The sequence below is a fragment of the Moritella viscosa genome (assembly GCF_900120065.1).
GTDB lineage: Bacteria > Pseudomonadota > Gammaproteobacteria > Enterobacterales > Moritellaceae > Moritella > Moritella viscosa.
The window spans coordinates 1-19477 of sequence record NZ_FPLG01000078.1 but is presented as its reverse complement, the minus strand read 5'-3'; the positions used below and the strand labels follow the sequence as shown (position 1 = coordinate 19477).

General features: G+C 40.0%; 14 protein-coding genes. 8 read left to right on the top strand and 6 right to left on the bottom strand.

Annotated elements, in window-relative coordinates:
- The first annotated feature begins 30 nt into the window (after window positions 1-30).
- Both pomA and BT797_RS10285 read left to right on the top strand, forming a co-directional pair.
- Window positions 31-795, top strand: coding sequence for a flagellar motor protein PomA (gene pomA, locus BT797_RS10290; RefSeq protein WP_045112665.1), 765 nt, complete (start codon window positions 31-33; stop codon window positions 793-795).
- 41 nt (window positions 796-836) lie between these two features.
- On the top strand, window positions 837-1754 hold the full coding sequence (locus BT797_RS10285; protein ID WP_045111719.1) for a flagellar motor protein MotB: 918 nt from the start codon (window positions 837-839) through the stop codon (window positions 1752-1754).
- A gap of 103 nt (window positions 1755-1857) precedes the next feature.
- On the opposite strand, the gene BT797_RS10280 is transcribed toward BT797_RS10285, so the two are convergent.
- Together BT797_RS10280 and BT797_RS10275 are read right to left on the bottom strand one after the other, a co-directional pair.
- A complete protein-coding gene (locus BT797_RS10280; protein WP_075471976.1) occupies window positions 1858-2820 on the bottom strand; it encodes a lipase secretion chaperone in 963 nt (320 codons plus the stop codon).
- Window positions 2821-2944: 124 nt separating this feature from the next.
- Complete coding sequence (locus BT797_RS10275) at window positions 2945-4006, bottom strand: esterase/lipase family protein (protein WP_075471974.1); 1062 nt, start codon at window positions 4004-4006, stop codon at window positions 2945-2947.
- A gap of 459 nt (window positions 4007-4465) precedes the next feature.
- Between BT797_RS10275 and BT797_RS10270 the strand changes: the two genes are divergently transcribed.
- The 6 genes from BT797_RS10270 to ushA (BT797_RS10245) all read left to right on the top strand — a co-directional run bounded on the left by BT797_RS10270 (window position 4466) and on the right by ushA (BT797_RS10245) (window position 11818).
- Complete coding sequence (locus BT797_RS10270) at window positions 4466-6130, top strand: ABC transporter substrate-binding protein (protein ID WP_075471972.1); 1665 nt, start codon at window positions 4466-4468, stop codon at window positions 6128-6130.
- 84 nt (window positions 6131-6214) lie between these two features.
- A complete protein-coding gene (gene oppB / locus BT797_RS10265) occupies window positions 6215-7135 on the top strand; it encodes an oligopeptide ABC transporter permease OppB (protein ID WP_075471969.1) in 921 nt (306 codons plus the stop codon).
- 10 nt (window positions 7136-7145) lie between these two features.
- Window positions 7146-8048, top strand: a complete 903-nt coding sequence (oppC, locus tag BT797_RS10260) for an oligopeptide ABC transporter permease OppC (RefSeq protein WP_075471968.1) — start codon at window positions 7146-7148, stop codon at window positions 8046-8048.
- Window positions 8049-8102: 54 nt separating this feature from the next.
- Window positions 8103-9068, top strand: coding sequence for an ABC transporter ATP-binding protein (oppD, locus tag BT797_RS10255; RefSeq protein ID WP_045111712.1), 966 nt, complete (start codon window positions 8103-8105; stop codon window positions 9066-9068).
- Window positions 9062-10084: a murein tripeptide/oligopeptide ABC transporter ATP binding protein OppF gene (oppF, locus tag BT797_RS10250; RefSeq protein WP_045111711.1), complete on the top strand. Its 1023-nt coding sequence runs from the start codon at window positions 9062-9064 to the stop codon at window positions 10082-10084. Before oppD ends, oppF begins: the two co-directional genes overlap by 7 nt.
- A gap of 84 nt (window positions 10085-10168) precedes the next feature.
- A complete protein-coding gene (gene ushA / locus BT797_RS10245; RefSeq protein WP_075471966.1) occupies window positions 10169-11818 on the top strand; it encodes a bifunctional UDP-sugar hydrolase/5'-nucleotidase UshA in 1650 nt (549 codons plus the stop codon).
- Between the two features lie 130 nt (window positions 11819-11948).
- Here the strand turns inward: ushA (BT797_RS10245) and BT797_RS10240 are convergent, their stop codons facing one another.
- The 4 genes from BT797_RS10240 to ushA (BT797_RS10225) form a co-directional block, all read right to left on the bottom strand.
- Window positions 11949-13505, bottom strand: a complete 1557-nt coding sequence (locus tag BT797_RS10240; RefSeq protein WP_075471964.1) for an endonuclease I family protein — start codon at window positions 13503-13505, stop codon at window positions 11949-11951.
- Window positions 13506-13678: 173 nt separating this feature from the next.
- Window positions 13679-16918, bottom strand: a complete 3240-nt coding sequence (locus tag BT797_RS10235) for an ExeM/NucH family extracellular endonuclease (RefSeq protein ID WP_075471963.1) — start codon at window positions 16916-16918, stop codon at window positions 13679-13681.
- A 46-nt stretch (window positions 16919-16964) separates the two neighbouring features.
- On the bottom strand, window positions 16965-18044 hold the full coding sequence (locus tag BT797_RS10230) for a porin (RefSeq protein ID WP_075471961.1): 1080 nt from the start codon (window positions 18042-18044) through the stop codon (window positions 16965-16967).
- A 101-nt stretch (window positions 18045-18145) separates the two neighbouring features.
- Window positions 18146-19477, bottom strand: a 1332-nt coding sequence (gene ushA / locus BT797_RS10225; protein ID WP_075471960.1) for a bifunctional UDP-sugar hydrolase/5'-nucleotidase UshA, incomplete at its 5' end; no start/stop codon positions are given.

Below are 19477 nucleotides of genomic sequence, written 5' to 3'. Positions count from 1 at the left end.
GATGATAATTTGCTTGGGATGGGGAATGTTGTGGATTTAGCAACTTTAATAGGATTAGTCGGCTCGTTTGCGTTTGTAGTAATGGCTATGGTGCTGGGCGGCGATATAAGCACGTTTGTTGATACGCAATCGGTATTGATTGTATTTGTTGGTTCACTGTTTGTGGTATTAATGCATTTTAATTTTGGGCAGTTCTTAGCCGCAGCAAAAATCGCTGTAAAAGCATTCATGTTTAAAATAGACAAGCCTGAAGAGTTAATCGAACAAGCGGTTGAAATGGCGGATGCAGCACGTAAAGGCGGGTTCTTAGCGCTTGAAGAAGCTGAAGTGAAAAATGAATTTATGCAAAAAGGCATCGACTTATTAGTGGATGGTCATGATGCAACTGTCGTCAGTCAGACATTGCAAAAAGACATTAAACTGACCACTGCTCGCCATAAAGCAGGTATTCATGTATTTAATATGATTGGTGAGGTTGCTCCTGCGATGGGCATGATTGGTACCCTGATTGGTCTGGTGGCTATGTTATCAAATATGGATGATCCTAAATCGATTGGTCCGGCAATGGCGGTTGCTTTGTTAACAACGCTATACGGCGCGGTTTTTGCGAATATGATTGCGATCCCGATTGCGGGTAAATTGAAATTACGTTCTGAAGAAGAAATGCTGAATAATACGCTGATTATGGATGCAATTTTAGGTATTCAAGAAGGACGTAATCCTCGGGTTATCGAAAGCTTATTAAAAAATTACCTTCATTCATCAAAACGAGGATTAGCGGATACAGACGTTTAGTTTACACCATGATGATCGCTGAGTAAGTAGAGAGATAACGTATGTCTGATGAATGTGATTGCCCACCCCCTGGCCTCCCCGCGTGGATGGGTACCTTTGCCGATTTAATGAGCCTGTTAATGTGCTTTTTTGTATTGCTGCTGTCATTCTCAGAAATGGATGTGGTTAAATTTAAGCAGATTGCGGGGTCTATGCAATTTGCTTTTGGTGTACAAAATCAAATTGATGTAAAGAATATTCCCAAGGGTACTACGGTTATTGCACAAGAATTTCGTCCTGGCCGGCCGGATCCGACGCCGATTGAAACCATCATGCAGCACACCATTGATAATAGTGAAGCAGAGTTAGATTTCAAAGATGGTGAAGATCAAAATGCGGGTGGTAAGAATAAACTAGAAGAAGACAGTAATGGTGGCAAATCCACTGAAACGTCGACCCGTAATAATACGCCAACAGAAAATATCGAGGTCACGGAAGATACTAGTGAGCTAGTCAAGGCTCTCGCAGAAGCTTTAAAAGAAGAAGTAGACAGTGGTGGTGTTGAGGTTGAAAATCTGGGACAGCAAATCATCATTCGTATTAATGAAAAGGGTTCATTTCCAGCCGGTTCAGCCTTTTTACAACCACGCTTTCGTCCCGTGATACAAAAGGTAGCACAGCTATTAGCAACAATACCGGGGATGATTACGGTTGCCGGACACACAGGTAAAGAAACATTACATTCTGAGCTTTATCGTTCTAAATGGGATTTGTCGAGTCAACGTGCTGTTTCTGTGGCACATGAGATGTTAAAGGTTAAAGAATTCAATGAGAATCGCTTAATCGTGCAGGGCATGGCTGATACCCAACCATTGACGGATAAAGAAAGTGAATTACGCCGTAACCGCCGTGTAGAAATTAGTATTATGCAAGGTAAAGCGAAACTCTCAGAGCCACTCAGTGTGATTACTAACAAGTAGTCTTCGTGCTTTCTTTGTTGGCTGTCAGGTAACCACTAAATAGCAAAAAGGTTCATCAACATAGATAACATTATGTGATGAGCCTTTTTATTTGAGCTATGGGTTAGCTGTTTGACTCCGTGCGTGCAAGTCTTTTACGGGCTAAGTTGCATAAGGCGATCACTTGCTGTTGGGTGAAGTCTTGATTGTTTCCTTGGCATTCACCACGATCGTCAATACGAAAGTTAGGCGGCGTATTTTGCAGTATAAAGGTTTGTTTACGTGCCTCTTGTTGTGCATCCGTTAAATATTGTTGAGCGGTTTGTTCGATTTGCTGCTGACGTTCTGCTGGGGATAAATCAGTATCGAGCTTTGCGACGGTTAGCATGTATTGATCATAATTAATTTCCTGACCAAACATTGCATCTTTTTCTGCAATGGAGAATATTTTATCTCGCATATTCTGGCGATCTTGCATTAAGGTTTCAACGGTTTGTAAGGTATCGCTCCTATCTGTATTACTTACATGATAGTTCAGAGTATCGAGTTCGGGTAAATTTTGCAGTGCTGAGTTCTGCGCATGAAAATCTTGCATCTGTTGCTTGTAATCTACGTACTTATTTAATAATACTAATGCTTGCTGTGCGGCTGGTTGTGGATAAAATTGCAAGATATATTGTTGCATACTGGTCAGTAGTTCGGGAGAGGTTAAGTCACCTTCTGAACTGAAAAAATAATCAAATAATACTTTAATATCATGATTTAAAATCAGCTGATTATCATTATCTATATGAAGTAAACTGCTTGAGTCGGTATTACTCAATGATTTCGGCATATTAATCTTAGCCAAAGAAACCGTACTTGTGGTGCTTATGTTATCGTTTTTTTGATTGTGAATCATTTTATGAGGTAAGATAATCGACGATGTGAACCTTGTTTTTATTTCGGCAGCGATGCTCTCTTTCTGTGTATTAGCATACGGCGGCATAGTTGTTGTGTTATTCGTGTTATCACCAGATAAATAAATACCCGTACCACTGATAATAAATAAGCTGATAATGGCTGCTGATTTTTTGATATTATGCATTTTATCATCCTGATAAAAGACCAAAACAGCGCTCTCTTAAGCTTTGGTCTGTGAACATTCATGTCGCGCTATCCGACTTTTTGTTTCAATATCTATTGCAATTCAATCACTTAATACGCAAATGCTATAAACCTTGTTGCGCAAGCATATTGGCATGTTTCGTGTAGATTGCTGGGATATTTAATTTCCAGCTTCCTAGGCCCATTAATTGATTAATTGCATCAAAGTGATTGGCGTTATAATCGAGCTTGATGACTTGACCAATCGCTTGACCACACACAGGCACTAGTCCATCCCATAGAAAGCCACCTTCGTCTTTGTATTTAGGTACGAACAGCCCGAATATTGGTACTAACATTGAGTCGAGCGGATCAAGTAAATTGGTACTGTATTGATTACCGCCCCAAGAGAAATACTTAATACCGTTAGATTCTGTTTGACCGTAAAAGTTTGGGTCAACTTCACCTTGTTCACCGTTATTAATTGTCATGCAGTCTTGAGTTGGCATCACTGACATGTCAGTGAACTCTGCGGCATACTGTGCTACTTGCTCTCTATCTGTCGCCCGCGCAAGGCGTAATAGGTCTTGACCGCCACGTTCAGGGCTATCGTAATCACCATCACTGGCATCTTTTTTGGCTGAGAGTAATTCGAGAGTATTAAAAACAAAATTGATCACTGTGACACCGATAGTTTCAATCGTACTGCCTTCTTCAATCGCGTTTCTAAAACCTTCAGAAAAGTGAGTGCCTTTGTTCATACCGTGCGATGTGGATACTGACGCAATACGATCTGTAAGGCGCTCGTCATTAGCGGCAAAGCGTGAGGCGAGGGCGCCTTGGCTGTGGGCGATAAGATTGACTTTGTCAGCGCCAGTTAATGCTAAAATTTGCTCGATATCGTAAACCAATTCTTCACCACGTACTTCGTTAAGCTCGGCACTCGACAGGTTTGTTACATATACCTCGGCACCTTGTTCACGCAGTGCGTCGGTAATGCCATACCAATAATCAATGCCCATGGCACTATCAAATGCAAACGCGCCACCTACCATCACAATCGGGTATTGGGTTTTAGCAAATGTTGGTTCGGGTTTATCAAACCAACCTGCATTGGCTTGAGTTGTGATTAACATTGTGCTGGAAATAGCGGTTGCAAGGGCTATATTTTTGAAGTTCCGTTTCATTTTGTGATCCTTATAAAAACCTAACGAGACAGGTTGTCTTGATTGGTTTTGTGAGCATATAAGTTCATCTGAAAATGTGTCAACACTTGTTCGTGCTCGATTTCGAAACAAAGCGAAAGCGTGAATCCTCTCACACTAACGTTTATTTTAGCTATTGATTCAGCTAGTTATTCGTCAGTCATAAGTATTAATACCGACGGATTGTGGAGTATATGTTCAAATGAGGGGGAATTAAGTATATTAATGTCACATTTAGATACTTAATCTTAATAATTATCGAATTGTAGGTATTAACGGTTGTAGCTTGATGATAGTTTAGAATTAATAGTAATTAACTGAATTAATTGTTATTGTGAAGAATACTCCTTTAGAGATGTTTGATATTTTAATTAAATAAAAATTGAAATATAAAACGGATTGTAAAGGTCATGGATGTAATTTTCGTACTGGAGTTTGTACATGTTAAAAAATAAAATAACCCGCACCTTATTGGTTGCCACTAGTTTATCTCTTACCTTAGCTGCTTGTAGCGATAAGCCTGAAGAAAAAACCGTTGTGAAAAAATCACCGGATGCATCAGCTAGCACTGAAATTAAATTAGCGAAAGTTCAGGAACTGGTACGTAATAACGGTGCTGAAGTGGCTTCTTTGGACCCGCATAAAGCTGAAGGCGTTCCGGAAACGAATGTTATTCTTGATTTATTAGAAGGTTTGGTGAATCAAGATCGTGATGGTAATACCATTCCCGGAGTTGCTGAAAGTTGGGAAACCAAAGATAACAAAATATATATCTTCCACCTGCGTCAAGATGCAAAATGGTCTAACGGTGATCCAGTAACGGCGGATGATTTTGTATATAGCTTCCAGCGCGCTGTTGATCCAAATACAGCATCGCCTTATTCATGGTATTTTGAAATGACAACCATGAAAAATGCGGCAGATATTATAGCGGGTAAAAAAGACAAATCGACTCTGGGCGTAAAAGCGCTGGATGCACGCACTTTAGAAGTGAATCTTGACAGTTCAATCCCATATTTTGTGATGATGATGGGTCATACCACAGCTAGACCTGTGCATAAGGCAACCATTGAGAAATACGGTGATAAATGGACTAAACCAGATAATTTTGTTGGTAATGGTGCATTTGTGCTAAGCAATTGGGTCGTTAACGAGCGTCTTGAACTGGTTCGTAATGAACAATATTGGGATAATGCAAATACCAAGTTATCAAAAGTAACTTACCTACCGATTGAGAGCCCTGTTGCAGCAATGAATCGCTTCCTTGCGGGCGAAATTGACATGACTTATGAAATGCCGAACGAGCATTTTCGTAATCTGCAAAAAAAGCATCCTGAATCTGTTGCCGTTAAGGGTGATCTTTGCTCTTATTATTATAATTTCAATACCCATAAGCCGCCATTCGATGATGTTCGCGTACGTAAAGCGATCTCATACAGTATTGACCGCGATATCATTACTAGGGCTGTTACAGGTAAAGGCGAAAAACCAGCTTATTTCTTGACGCCTGAGATTGTGGCTAACTTTAGCCCTGAACTACCAGCATACGGCAAGATGACTCAAGATGAACGTAATGCCAAGGCTAAATTGTTGCTGGAAGAAGCGGGTTATAATGACACCCATCCACTGAAATTCAGTTTGCTTTATAACACAAATGAAAACCACAAAAAGATTGCCGTAGCAATTGCTTCAATGTGGAAGAAAAACTTAGGTGTTGAAGTTACGCTTGAAAACCAAGAGTGGAAAACTTACCTCGAATCGAAAAAGCAAGGTGATTTCCAAGCCGCTCGTGCCGGTTGGTGTGGTGATTACAATGAAGCATCGACCTTTACATCGCTGATGGAAGGGAAAAACACCACAGGTGGTATCCACTATAAAAGTGCTGATTACGATAAGCTTACGGCCGATGCCCTTCGCGCCACATCTGAAGAGCAACGTCAGGCACTTTACTACGCACAAGAAACCCTTCTAGCAAAAGATATGCCAATCGCTCCAATCTATCAGTATGTTAAAGCGCGCCTACTTAATCCACATGTTGGTGGCTACGCGAATAACAACGCTGAAGACAAACTTTATTCTAAAGATATGTACATCATCGCAGAATAAATACCTCTTGCAATATCGTACTGCATACTGACAACTGTATGCAGTATTCTGTTGCATTGAAATAATCATAGATTGAGTGAAATTATGCTTAAATTCATTTTAAAACGTATTTTGGAAGCAATACCGACGATGTTAGTATTGATCACCATTTCTTTTTTCCTGATGCGTTTTGCACCAGGTAGTCCTTTTTCAAGCGAGCGAACACTTCCGCCACAAGTGATGGCCAATATTAATGCCAAGTATGGTTTAGATAAACCGGTTCTTGAGCAATACACCACGTATTTAACGAATGTCATCCAGGGGGATTTAGGGCCTTCGTTTAAATACAAGGATTTTACCGTCAATGAACTGGTAAGTGCCGCTTTACCGGTATCAACCAAGATCGGTATTGCCGCATTTATATTTACGGTATTACTTGGCGTCGCCATCGGCACACTTGCCGCGCTGCGGCAAAATACGTGGTTTGATTATAGCATTATGTCAACCGCTATGATTGGGGTGGTCATGCCCTCCTTTGTATTAGCGCCTGCACTTATTTACTTGTTTTCTATTCAGTTAGGCTGGTTACCTGCGGGTGGCTGGAATGACGGTTCCTGGACATACATGATCTTGCCTGTTGCTGCTATGTCAATGTTATATATTGCAACATTTGCCCGTATTACCCGGGGCAGTATGATTGAAGTGATGAACAGTAACTTTATTCGTACAGCGCGTTCTAAAGGTCTGAGTTATCCGCATATCGTTATGAAGCATGCCTTAAAGCCCGCTATGTTACCGGTTGTGTCATACATGGGTCCTGCATTTGTGGGCATTATTACTGGCTCGGTGGTGATTGAAACTATCTTTGGTTTACCGGGTATTGGTAAGTTATTTGTTAACGCGGCGTTTAACCGTGATTATTCCTTAGTGATGGGCGTGACCATTTTGATTGGTTTCTTATTCATCTTATTTAATGCAATCGTTGATATTTTACTTGCTTATATCGATCCGAAAATTCGCTACTAAGGGACTAGGTATGTTATCTAAAACAGACAAAGTAGAAGCGTTAAACAACTTCTCAACAAATTTAGAAATTGAAGGTCGCAGTTTGTGGCAAGACGCCCGCATTCGTTTTATGCGTAACAAAGCGGCCATGGTGAGTTTATGTATTTTATTCTTAATCACCTTGTCGGTTATTCTTGTACCTATGCTTAGCCAGCATGCTTTTGATGATACAGACTGGTATGCATTGCATCAGCCACCTTCTTGGGATCACCTCTTTGGTACAGACAGTCTTGGTCGTGACCTGTTTGTACGTACCTTTATCGGTGGTCGAATTTCGATGATGGTAGGTGTGATGGGCGCATTAGTAGCTGTTGTCATCGGTACTCTATATGGTGCTGCATCGGGTTTTATCGGTGGGAAAACAGACCGCGTGATGATGCGTTTCCTTGAGATTCTGTATGCTATTCCATTTATGTTTCTTGTGATCGTATTAGTGACATTTTTTGGTCGTGACATTGTCTTAATTTTTGTGGCTATTGGTGCCATTGCTTGGTTAGACATGGCGCGTATTGTACGAGGTCAAACCTTAAGTTTACGCAATAAAGAGTTTATCGAAGCGGCGCGCGTGTGTGGTGTGAGCCAATGGGGCATTATTACCCGTCATATTGTACCGAATGTATTGGGTATTGTGGCCGTGTACTCAACGCTGTTGATCCCAAGCATGATCTTAACGGAATCATTTTTAAGTTTCCTTGGTCTTGGCGTGCAAGAGCCAATGACAAGCTGGGGGGCCCTATTACAAGACGGTGCACAAACCATGGAAATTGCGATTTGGCAATTAGCTTTTCCTGCTGCATTTATGGTGTTAACACTGTTTTGCTTTAACTATATTGGCGACGGTCTACGTGATGCGCTGGACCCAAAAGATAGATAAATCAAAAATAGATAGCCCACAAGAAGGCTGATAAATAAAGATTAAGGAAGTCGTATGAGCTTATTAAATGTTACAGATCTACGCGTTGAGTTTAGTACCCCGGATGGTACTGTCACCGCGGTTAATGATTTGAATTTTTCCCTCAATCCCGGTGAAACACTGGGTATTGTTGGTGAGTCTGGTTCAGGTAAATCACAAACCGTATTTGCGATCATGGGATTGTTAGCGAAAAACGGTATTATTTCTGGTAGTGCTAAGTTCGAAGGTAAAGAGATCTTAAATTTACCAGAAAAAGAACTTAACCATGTTCGAGCAGAACAAATCGCGATGATCTTTCAAGACCCGATGACTTCACTCAACCCTTATATGAAGGTGAGTCAGCAAATGATGGAAGTGCTGATCTTACATAAAGGCATGAGTAAAAAAGAAGCCTTTGAAGAATCGGTATTTATGTTAGAGGCGGTGAAAATACCTGATGCTCGCGTTCGTATTAATATGTATCCACATGAATTCTCGGGTGGTATGCGTCAGCGTGTTATGATCGCAATGGCATTGTTATGTCGTCCTAAATTGCTTATTGCAGATGAACCAACAACCGCATTGGATGTAACCATTCAAGCACAGATCATGCAGTTGTTGAATGAACTAAAAGATAAATTTAATACTGCGATTATTATGATCACTCATGATTTAGGGGTTGTTGCTGGTAGTTGTGACAAGGTACTAGTGATGTATGCTGGTCGCACGATGGAGTATGGCAAGGTGAACGATATCTTCTATACGCCAAGTCATCCTTACACTGAAGGGCTACTTAAGTCGATCCCGCGTTTAGATACCGAAGGTGATATTTTACCGACTATTCCGGGTAATCCACCTAACTTGTTATCATTGCCAAAAGGCTGCGCATACCAAGAGCGTTGCCATCGTGCACAAGAAAGCTGTCAACAAGAACAACCACAATTAATCCCGTTTGCTGGCGACCGTTTACGTGCCTGCTTCTCAGACCAGGGGAAATGGTAATGACTGATGTAGCCAAGAAAGATTTAGTAGCCGTAGAGAAAAAGTTATTATTAGAAGTGAATGACCTGAAGGTGCAATTTGATATTCCATCAAAGTCGTTCTGGCCTTGGGCTCCGCCGAGCAAGCTTAAAGCCGTTGACGGTGTTAGTATCAAGTTATACGAAGGTGAAACCCTGGGTGTCGTCGGTGAGTCAGGTTGTGGTAAATCGACCTTTGCCCGCGCCTTAATTGGACTTGTGCCAGCCGCTGCTGGCAACGTAGTTTGGTTAGGTCAGGATCTAACCCGATTACCACACGAAGAAATGCGTGAAAAGCGTAAAGAAATTCAAATGATCTTCCAAGACCCATTAGCCTCACTAAACCCGCGAATGACGGTGGGCGATATTATTGCTGAGCCGCTGCGTACTTTCTTTCCACGACTCTCTAATGTGGAAGTGAAAGAACAAGTGAAGGATATGATGACCAAAGTAGGTTTACTGCCAAATGTCATCAATCGTTATCCACATGAGTTCTCGGGTGGTCAGTGTCAGCGTATTGGTATTGCCCGTGCGCTTATCTTAAAACCTAAGATGATTATTTGTGATGAACCGGTATCAGCATTGGATGTATCAATTCAAGCGCAGGTAGTGAATTTATTACAATCACTGCAGAAAGATCTGGGTTTAAGCTTGATCTTCATTGCCCACGATTTATCAATTGTTAAGCATATCTCTGACCGCGTTTTGGTGATGTATCTTGGTAATGCAGTAGAACTGGGTGAGTCAAAAGCCTTGTTTGCTGAGCCGAAGCATCCGTACACCAGAGCCCTGATGTCGGCAGTGCCGATCCCGGATCCGGTACTTGAGCGTAATAAAAAAATTGAAATGCTGGAAGGTGATTTACCTTCACCGTTGAGCCCGCCATCAGGCTGTGTATTCCGTACTCGTTGCCCAGTGGCGAAAACACGTTGTGCCGAGGCTAAACCTCAGTTAAGCGGTGATGAAGAACACTCTGTATCTTGCTTGATGGTTGCTTAATTTCTTTGTTATTATCTAAAATAAAGCCTCTTATTTTAATAGAGGCTTTATTTCCCTAACATTCCTGACTAATCGGACAATCCTATGAAACTTAAAAATATAGCGCTCTCTGCTTTAACAATGGCTATTGCAGCGGGTTGCGCTACAACAGACCAACAGCCTAAGCATGAATGGAAGCAAGATAAAGAATACAATATCACCATCTTACACACCAATGATAACCATGGTAATTTCTGGCAGAATAAATACGGTGAACGCGGTATGGCTGCACGTGCTACGCTGATTAATAACATCCGTGCAGAGGTTAAAGCCGAAGGCGGTTCTATACTATTGTTATCTGGTGGTGATATTAATACCGGCGTACCAGAATCAGATCTGCAAGATGCTGAACCAGATTTTATTGGTATGAACATGATTGGTTACGATGCGATGACATTAGGTAATCATGAATTTGATAACCCGCTTGACGTACTCGCGAAGCAAGAAGGTTGGGCAAACTTCCCATTCATCTCTGCTAACATCTATAAAGATGGCAAGCGTATGTTTGATGCTTACAAGATCTTTAATAAAGATGGTATCAAAATTGCCGTTATTGGCCTAACGACCGAAGATACAGCAAAGATTGGTAATCCTGAATTTATCAGCGAACTGGAATTCCGAGATCCAAAAGTGGAAGCCAAAGCCATTATTGCTGAATTGAAAGAAACTGAAAACCCAGATGTGATCATAGCAGCAACGCACATGGGTCATTACCTTAACGGTGATAACGGTTCCAATGCTCCGGGTGATGTGCAGTTAGCACGCTACCTGAACGAAGGTGATTTAGATATGATCGTGGGCGGTCACTCACAAGAACCTGTGTGTATGGAAGGCGCAGAATACGCGAAATTTAAACCAGGTCAAGACTGTACACCTGACGTGCAAAATGGAACTGATATCGTACAGGCACATGAATGGGGTAAATATGTAGGTCGTGCGGACTATACCTTTAAAAATGGTGAGTTTACATTACAGTCATACAATCTTATTCCAGTTAACTTAAAGAAAAAAATCAAAGTTGATGGTAAGAAAAAACGTGTATTAATCCAGGATGAGATCGCCCAAGATCCAGTTGTTTTCGCAACACTCCAACCGTTCCAAGAAAAAGGCCAAGCAGCATTGGGTATCAAAATTGGTCAGTCTGATGGTTTATTACAAGGTGAGCGTAATGTCGTTCGTAACAACCAAACAAACCTTGGTCGTTTGATTGCAACAGCGCATATGCAACGTGCAAAAGCAGATTTCGGTGTTATGAATTCAGGTGGCGTACGTGCGTCAATTGAGGCCGGTGTCATCACATATAAAGACGTATTAACCGTACAGCCATTTGGCAACATCGTGACTTATGTAGATATGTCTGGTGCTGAAGTGATGGATTACTTAAATGTAGTTGCTACTAAGACGAAAGATTCAGGTGCGTTCGCACAGTTCGCTGGTATTTCGATGACAGTTGCAAACAAGCAGGTCTCTAACGTTGTGATTGCGGGTGATGCTATTGATTTGAAGAAAACCTATCGTTTCACTATTCCATCGTTTAATGCGGCGGGTGGTGACGGTTATCCAAAAATCACTACGCACTCAGCATTTGTCAATACTGGCTATGTTGATGCAGAAGTGTTGAAAGAGTATATTGAAGCTAATTCACCGATTAACGTCGCTGATTTTGAACCAAAAAATGAAATGCTTTATAAATAATACCGCTATGTAGTTCTACTAGAGGTGGGTTTATAAAATCATCGTATTAAAAAGGCGAATAAGCTAATGTTTATTCGCCTTTTTTTGACTTGTTTTTAATTATTCGTTAGTAATGAATCAAGTAACAATACTATTTAGCTTTCCGACGTAGCATGCCTAGACCAAGTAGAGATAGGGTTCCGAAGATTGCAAATGAACCACCGCTGCTATTACTAGATTTGCTGTTTGTTGGATCAACATTGAAATTGACCGTTTTAATTGCCGTTTTTCCATTACTATCATTCGTAGCTTCAACTTGGAAAGTTAGCTTTGATGCTTTATCTACTGAAGGTGCAGTGAATTTAACTGTTGATTTATAAGGATTTATAATTGAAACCTCAGGACCTGATAATTGTTTCCAGTAATATCTAACATTATCTTCTTGGCTACTTACCGTTAAAGAAATAAGCTGGCCTTCAATCTTATCTTCAGCATCAGCAACCGAAATATCAAAAGTTGAAGTATAATTTATATCTTTGATAATAAGTTTAACAGTGTCTCTAGCCGTATCTTTATCTGCATTAGTGACTGTAACTTCAAACTCGAATTCAGCAGATTGTGTATCTGGAATATCTGGAGCAGTGAAACTTGCAGACCCAGTAATGCTTGTATCAAGCGTTACTTTTGGTGAGCCTGGTTTTTGAGTCCAGCTATAGGTTAAGGTGCCGGGGGTATTTGCGTTAGCTTTTAATGTTACTTTTGTTTTTTCAGTAACTTCACCAATCGCATCAATTGTAATCGTGAAAGGAACCGTCATACCCGGACAGACATCTTTATAAATAATATCAACCCACTCATTATGATCAATAAATGGATTACGGTTACCTTGGTACTCGTAAATTGTGTTATTACGCTCTCTTTCAAATGAGTCTACTGGATCATCATAATTCCATTTAATAAGTGTGCATAATTTACCAAATTTAGCTGGACCATCTTCAAGCTTACTTGCTACTGTTCCCGTATTATTTACAAGAACAAGATCAGGCATTTCTGTTGCAGTGCCGACGTCATAACGTACATCCATGTATAGCATCATTCGAGCTACATCGCCCTTCACTGCATCTCTTGGTTCCCAAGTTGTAGATGTTGATAAATTGATATTTGTTTCAGCGTTTGGTGTACCGCCTGCATCAAAATCTTTATTACTACGTGCAGAGTTTACAGTTTGATCTGAAGGACGTAAGTGATGTATATCTGTATAACCACGCTGATCTGAATTTGGAAAACCATGGCTTTTGGCCCAAACGTGCTCTCTATTCCAGTAATCGTTAAACTCTGACTGAGAAACATCTTTGGGTTTGGTTGATGCGTTATGATTTTTTGGTATTGAATCGCCACGATATAGTAATATTATATCATTAGAGTTAGTTGGGTCTTCATCTGTGTGAGTTAGCGCTGTCCATACTTCGCTATAGCTCAGTTGTTTTTGACCGGCTGAAATGTCGTCAATTAAAGCGGCTCGAAATGTTGCTAGGTTAGAGTTTATGGCATTGAATGATTTAGTATAGTAGTCACCATCTACAAATTTACTTGCGTCTTTAATCGGTGAAAGATCTGGACAGTTTGTGCAAATGTCTCCTTTTGCAGCTATTGCAATATTAAGAGAAGAGGTAGCTAAAATAGCTAAGGCTATGAGTATTTTTTTCATGGGAAACCTTATTACAACTAAATCTAATAATTGAAAATATATTTAAATTAAAAAATTAAAAAATTAAAAAATTAAAAAATTAAAAAATTAAAAATATTCAGAGTATTAAATTATTAAGAGTTATTAGAAAAAATAGATGGCTAAAAGCCATCTATTTTTATTAATGATATTAATCAAGCTTTCTTACGTAAGAAGCCTAAGCAAAGTAGAGATAGGATACCAAAGATACTAAATGAACCGCCTGATTCATCAGATTTTGGCACTGTAATCTTAGGCTCCAAAGAGTCTTTTTTAGCAATGCTAATTTCAAGTTCGACTTTCGAATTATTAGCCGTTGATGAACTTGATTTAACGCTCTGTTTTTGAAGTTCCATCGTTGCTTTATATAGACCTGAAGGTGCACCATAAATCTCAAATTCAACTAATGATTGACCATCATCTAAAGCTATGTTTGGTAAAGTTACTCGTTCCATATCTGGAGAGTGTTCAAGAGGAGTCAAAGTAATTGTTGCAATATCACCTTCTTTAGCATCGGCTGAAACAGGAATATTGTAAGGTACTTTCACTGAGCCTGATAGGTTATTTACTAAATGCACGGGCTTACCATTTTCAGTTTCTGCGTGTTTATAGCTTAATACAATAATTGCAGAATCATGATCTGAAGAACGGTATGCATCATCAACATAGAATTCATCAGCTTTATTATCTTTACGATCTTCGTTGTAGTCATAAATAGGTGACTCAGCAGCATTAATATGCCAATCAGTTGCATCAACTAAACGATCTTTTAGAGACTGTGTGATTAATGCGTGATCTAAAGAGCCAATGTGATCATTATATGAATAGCTCCAACCATGAGCATCTTTGATGCTTACAGCGTTTAGATAACCAAATGAGTCAGTGATAATAGCTCCATCTTGACCATACTGAGGTTTTTTGCCGATGAAAGTATTTCGCGCAGCTTTAACTTCTGTTCCAGCTGGAATGTTAGTCAATACAAGCATCGGGTGTTCTTGAGCGTATGAGTTCATATCGCCTACAAGTACTTTATCACCTTCTATTTTTGCCATTTCAGTGCCGAGTTGAACAGCTGCAGCAACGCGGAAGTTTTCACATGAGCCTTGGAAATCATCATCTTTAACTAAAGATTTATCTTCGTTAAATTTTAGTGATGTTTTAGTTCCAAGATCAACGCCATCCCATTCTTCAGCACATGTTGAACCTTTTGACTTAAGGTGGTTAACTGCAACTGTTAAATCTTTACCCGTTTGGTTAATTGTAAAGGTAACGGCTAGTGAATCACGTTGGTAGTTTTTACCACTTTCGAGTACTTCACCTTTGTAGTTTTTAACAACTTCACCATAATCATTCACAACAGGCTTATCCTGTTGATTTGGCATAGAGATCACTTTTACATCTTTAAGTGAAACTGATTTAGGGCGATAAAGCATACCGCTTGTGATAGCATCTGAACCGATAGAATCTTCTTTATCAAGAACTAAGTCGCCATTAGAATCAAACCCAACAAACGCGTAGCGTTTTGAGATAGAGTCACTATAATGTTCTTTGCTTGGGCGATCTTGAGTATAATATTCATTGACAGAGTCTACTAAATCTTTAATCGCACTAAAGTCATTAAAGCTATTATTTTCGATTTCCATTAGACCGATAATGTCAGCGTCTAACCCTCTAACAGCGGCCACAATTTTAGCTTTTTGTTTCGTGTATTCGCTTTGACTATCAGCACCACGGTTTTCACCGTGCTTATTCTCTTCACCACCAAATGGTGAGTTGAAGAAGTTTAATACGTTTTGTGTTGCAATTTTTATCTCAATTTCGCCATCTGGTACTTTATTCAAACTAGCTGCAAGTTCTTTCGCAGTCGTTCGGTCTGTATTATGCTTAAATGACAAGTCTGTGATATTAGAATTAGGTGCAACAAGATAAAAATCAGCATATTTTTTATATGCAGAATTATAAGTAAGTATACCCTCTAAACCAATAACACTATCGTCAATGCGAACGTAGTTATTTGCAGGATTGGCAGCAAAATCCGTATAATAAAGCATATTACTTGCTTTACCCTTTTGGTCTGTATCAACGATAACACGACGTTGGAAGTTAGCTGTGTTCTGATCTTTTGACTCTTGGCTGCCAGCCGCAAACCTTTGATTTGGATGCGTATTTGGACGTTCGTACGATATCATTAAATTTGTACGGAAATCACTATAATCAAAGCTATATGGCTTCGCTACACGCATATCTTGATCGCCAGTTTTAGCGTCATCCATATCTTCAGTAAACGTCACTTTCATACTTTCATAACGTTCAAGTGTCGCATCAAAGTTAAAGCCATTTTCAGGGGTTGTATCAGCTGCAATGATTTTAACTGGTGTTGCTGGTACATCTTGAACTGTTGCGTTTACAACTTCCCAATTGTCAGATCTTAATTCGGTACGGCCGTAGTTTTCATAAACCTTACTTGTCACACAAACTGTTTGGCCAATTAGCGCTGATGCATCAGTGTCTGTTTTAACAAAAAGACCATCTGATGTTCTCTCATCGCCATCACTTTTATATAGATAAAAGCCTTTTACTGGGAAATATTTCGTAACACCTGATATTACACCTGTCACGTTATATTCCTCGGTTGTTTCATAACTACTTTTAATTAGTGGTGATTTGAAGCCTTCACCTTGAATCGCACCAATTTCAGTTTGAGTCTCTGTTGAGCATTGAACACCTGGAGTTGGTGGTACACTTGAATCAGGATCGTTGCTTGGTATTGTACCTAGTCCAGTAGTGATTACATTATTTTTTGGATTTGGTAGTGAATTCCATTCTCCAATATCATACGTAATATTTTGCTCTGTGATTGCGACTTTACGGCGGAGTGTTACATTTTTGCCCCAGTTGTCCGCGTTATCGGCTACACCAACAATATCAAGAATCTCTTTCTTGGTACCATCAATATTACCGTATTTATCCATAGAACTGCTATCTGTAACTTTTACAAGAGCTAAAGCATCATTACCATTATGGCCCATGACCCCCGTGCGTATAACTTTAGTACCGCCTGTCGTTAAACTTGTATTAAGAGCATCACTATCAGCATGTGTAGTGAGGAAAATAATCGTTTTACCTTCAGCAAGTACTTTTCCTTCAAGAGTTGATTTCTTTTCACTATTAATACTCAAAGCCCACTTTGCTGCGTCACCATTCTGTTGTTTTGAAATGTAAACGTCATCTGGGAATCTAAAATCACCTGTTCCTAGATTGCTTATTTCTAAAGCTTTTAAGTTACCACCATCAGGTTCTACATATTCTGTAATTAAAATATTATCGATTGTAGCAGCTTGAGCGCCTGCTGATAATACGCCGCCAATAGCGAGGGCTAAAATTTTCTTATTCATAATTTGCCTTTAAATTTGGTTAACTATATTCGTTACGTAACTGGACTTAGAAATAAACACGGGCGTATGCGTATGCACTTTGTGCTGATTCGCCGAAGTTCTTCTCAAACGAGAAAACGACAGATCGAAAAGGCTTATAATTCACGCCAACAGTTTGCCATACGCGTTCAGTTCCCCATTCTGGGGTCTTAGTGCCTGTATGGTTAGTGCTGTGAATATCCCAGCTTTCGTACTCTTCATAGTTATAAGAACCTGTCAGTTCCCATTTGTCAGCTAGCTTATAGCGAACAGAAATGAGACCACCTTTGTTCTCCAATTTTGTGTATTCACTGTAAACATACGTATTGTTTTCTGAGTTACTAGGATCTTTATGACTAGCTGCTTTAACTTTTGCGATATCTTCTTGCTCAAAGAATGCATTAACACCTAGTGCCAGTTTTTCGTTTACGTTGTAACGCATACCGAAACCATACAGAATTTGTTCTCCATATTTTGATTCACTATCCGAGCCTGCACGCATTTCCATGCCAACAACAGCAGATAGCTGTTTACCAAAGTAGCCAACGTAACCGTTTACGATGTCACCTAATGCAGAGCCTGAAGAAGATTCAGATTCATATGAATAAGACACTCCTAAACGAATTGTGTCGAAACGACCTTCGTATTTCAGTGTGCTGCCTTGGTCACCGGCTTCGCCAGTTTCAACCGTTGTATCGAATGTGAAGTCACCATATTTGTCGTAATCATCAAATGCAGTATCGGTTAAACCCACTTCAATTGAGTTGTGTTTATCAAGTTTGTAACCCAGGAATAGCTTATCGATAGCTAATACCATGTCTCCTGAGCCGTACTTCCAGTTTTCACGCTGGTAATCAAGTTCTAGACGGTAGTAAACGTCTTCTTTTGTGCCTTTCACACCAAACGTTGCAAAGCTATCATCGATAAAGTTTTTATCGCGGTAAAACTCACCTGATTCGTAATTTGCACCGAAATGGCCGCCAACGCCCACTTCACCGTAAACTTCTACTTTGTCGCCGTTATCAGCTTGATATACAGTCACCGCTTGAGCCGCTGTACCTACGAATAAAGAAGAGAGAGCTATTGCAAGAGCAGTTTTCTTTAACATGTGTTTTATCTCTGTAAGTGTTAACCGCACAAAATTGTGCGATTTTAGTTTTGTTTTTATTTTGAGCTGTTTTACTTTATTATTAATTCATTAAATTTGTATTACAGGTGCTTAATTTCACCTTTAGGTACAGAATCATTGACGTTAATCGGAGAGTTTGCCTGGATGTAGTCTTTTAGTACTTCAGCATCCACATAACCCGTATTTACAAATGCAGGGTGAGCAGTGATGTTTGGATAACCGTCACCGCCAGCTGCATTAAATGATGGGATAGTGAAGCGATAAGTTGCTGCTGTATCAAGTGGTTTACCCGCGATAACTACGTTTGTAACCTTGTCGTTCGTAACCGTCATCGAAATACCAACAAATTGTGCATAAGCACCTGAATCACGGGTCTTAGTGCCCACTACATTGAGGTAATCCATGACTTCTTTGCCGGTCATATCAACATAAGTGATGATATTGCCAAACGGTTGTACTGTTAATACGTCTTTATAAGTGATATTACCAGCTTCAATAGACGCACGAACGCCACCTGAATTCATGATAGAAAAATCTGCTTTTGCGCGTTGCATATGTGATGTTGCAATTAAGCGACCGAGATTTGTTTGGTTGTTACGAACGATGTTACGTTCACCTTGAAGTAGACCGTTGCTTTGACCGATTTGGATATTTAGCGCTACTTGGCCTTTATCTTGGAAAGGTTTTAATGTGTTGTATACTACTTGATCTTGCGCTATCTCATCTTGAATAAGTACGCGCACTTTTTTACCATCCGCGTTTTTAATTTTTTTCTTCAAGTTAACAGGGATAAGGTTATAAGATTGCAGCATGAACTCACCGTTTTTAAAGGTGTAATCAGCACGGCCAACATATTTACCCCATTCGTGTGCTTGAACAATATAGGTACCATTTTGTTGATCGGGTTTGCATACTTGACCGGGTTTGAAATCAGCGTATTGGTGTTCACCTTCCATGCAAACAGGTTCTTGTGAATGGCCACCGACGATCATGTCTAGGTCGCCTTCATCGAGATAACGCGCAAGTTGCACATCACCTGGCGCATTTGAACCATTATCACCATTTAGATAATGGCCCATATGTGTTGCAGCAATAATGATATCTGGATTGTATTTTTCTTTTAGCTCAGCGATGACGTTTTTAGCTTCAACTTTTGGATCTCTAAATTCAATCTCGCCGATAAATTCAGGGTTACCTATGTTAGCGGTGTCCTCTGTGGTGAGTCCTATAACGGCTATTTTGATACCAGATTTATTGAAAATTTTATAGGCGTCAAACATGCGTTCGCCATCTTTATAGATGTTTGCTGCAAGGAAGGGGAATTCAGCCCAACCTTCTTGTTTTGCTAAAACGTCAAGCGGATTGTCGAATTCATGATTACCGATAGCCATAGCATCGTAACCAATCATGTT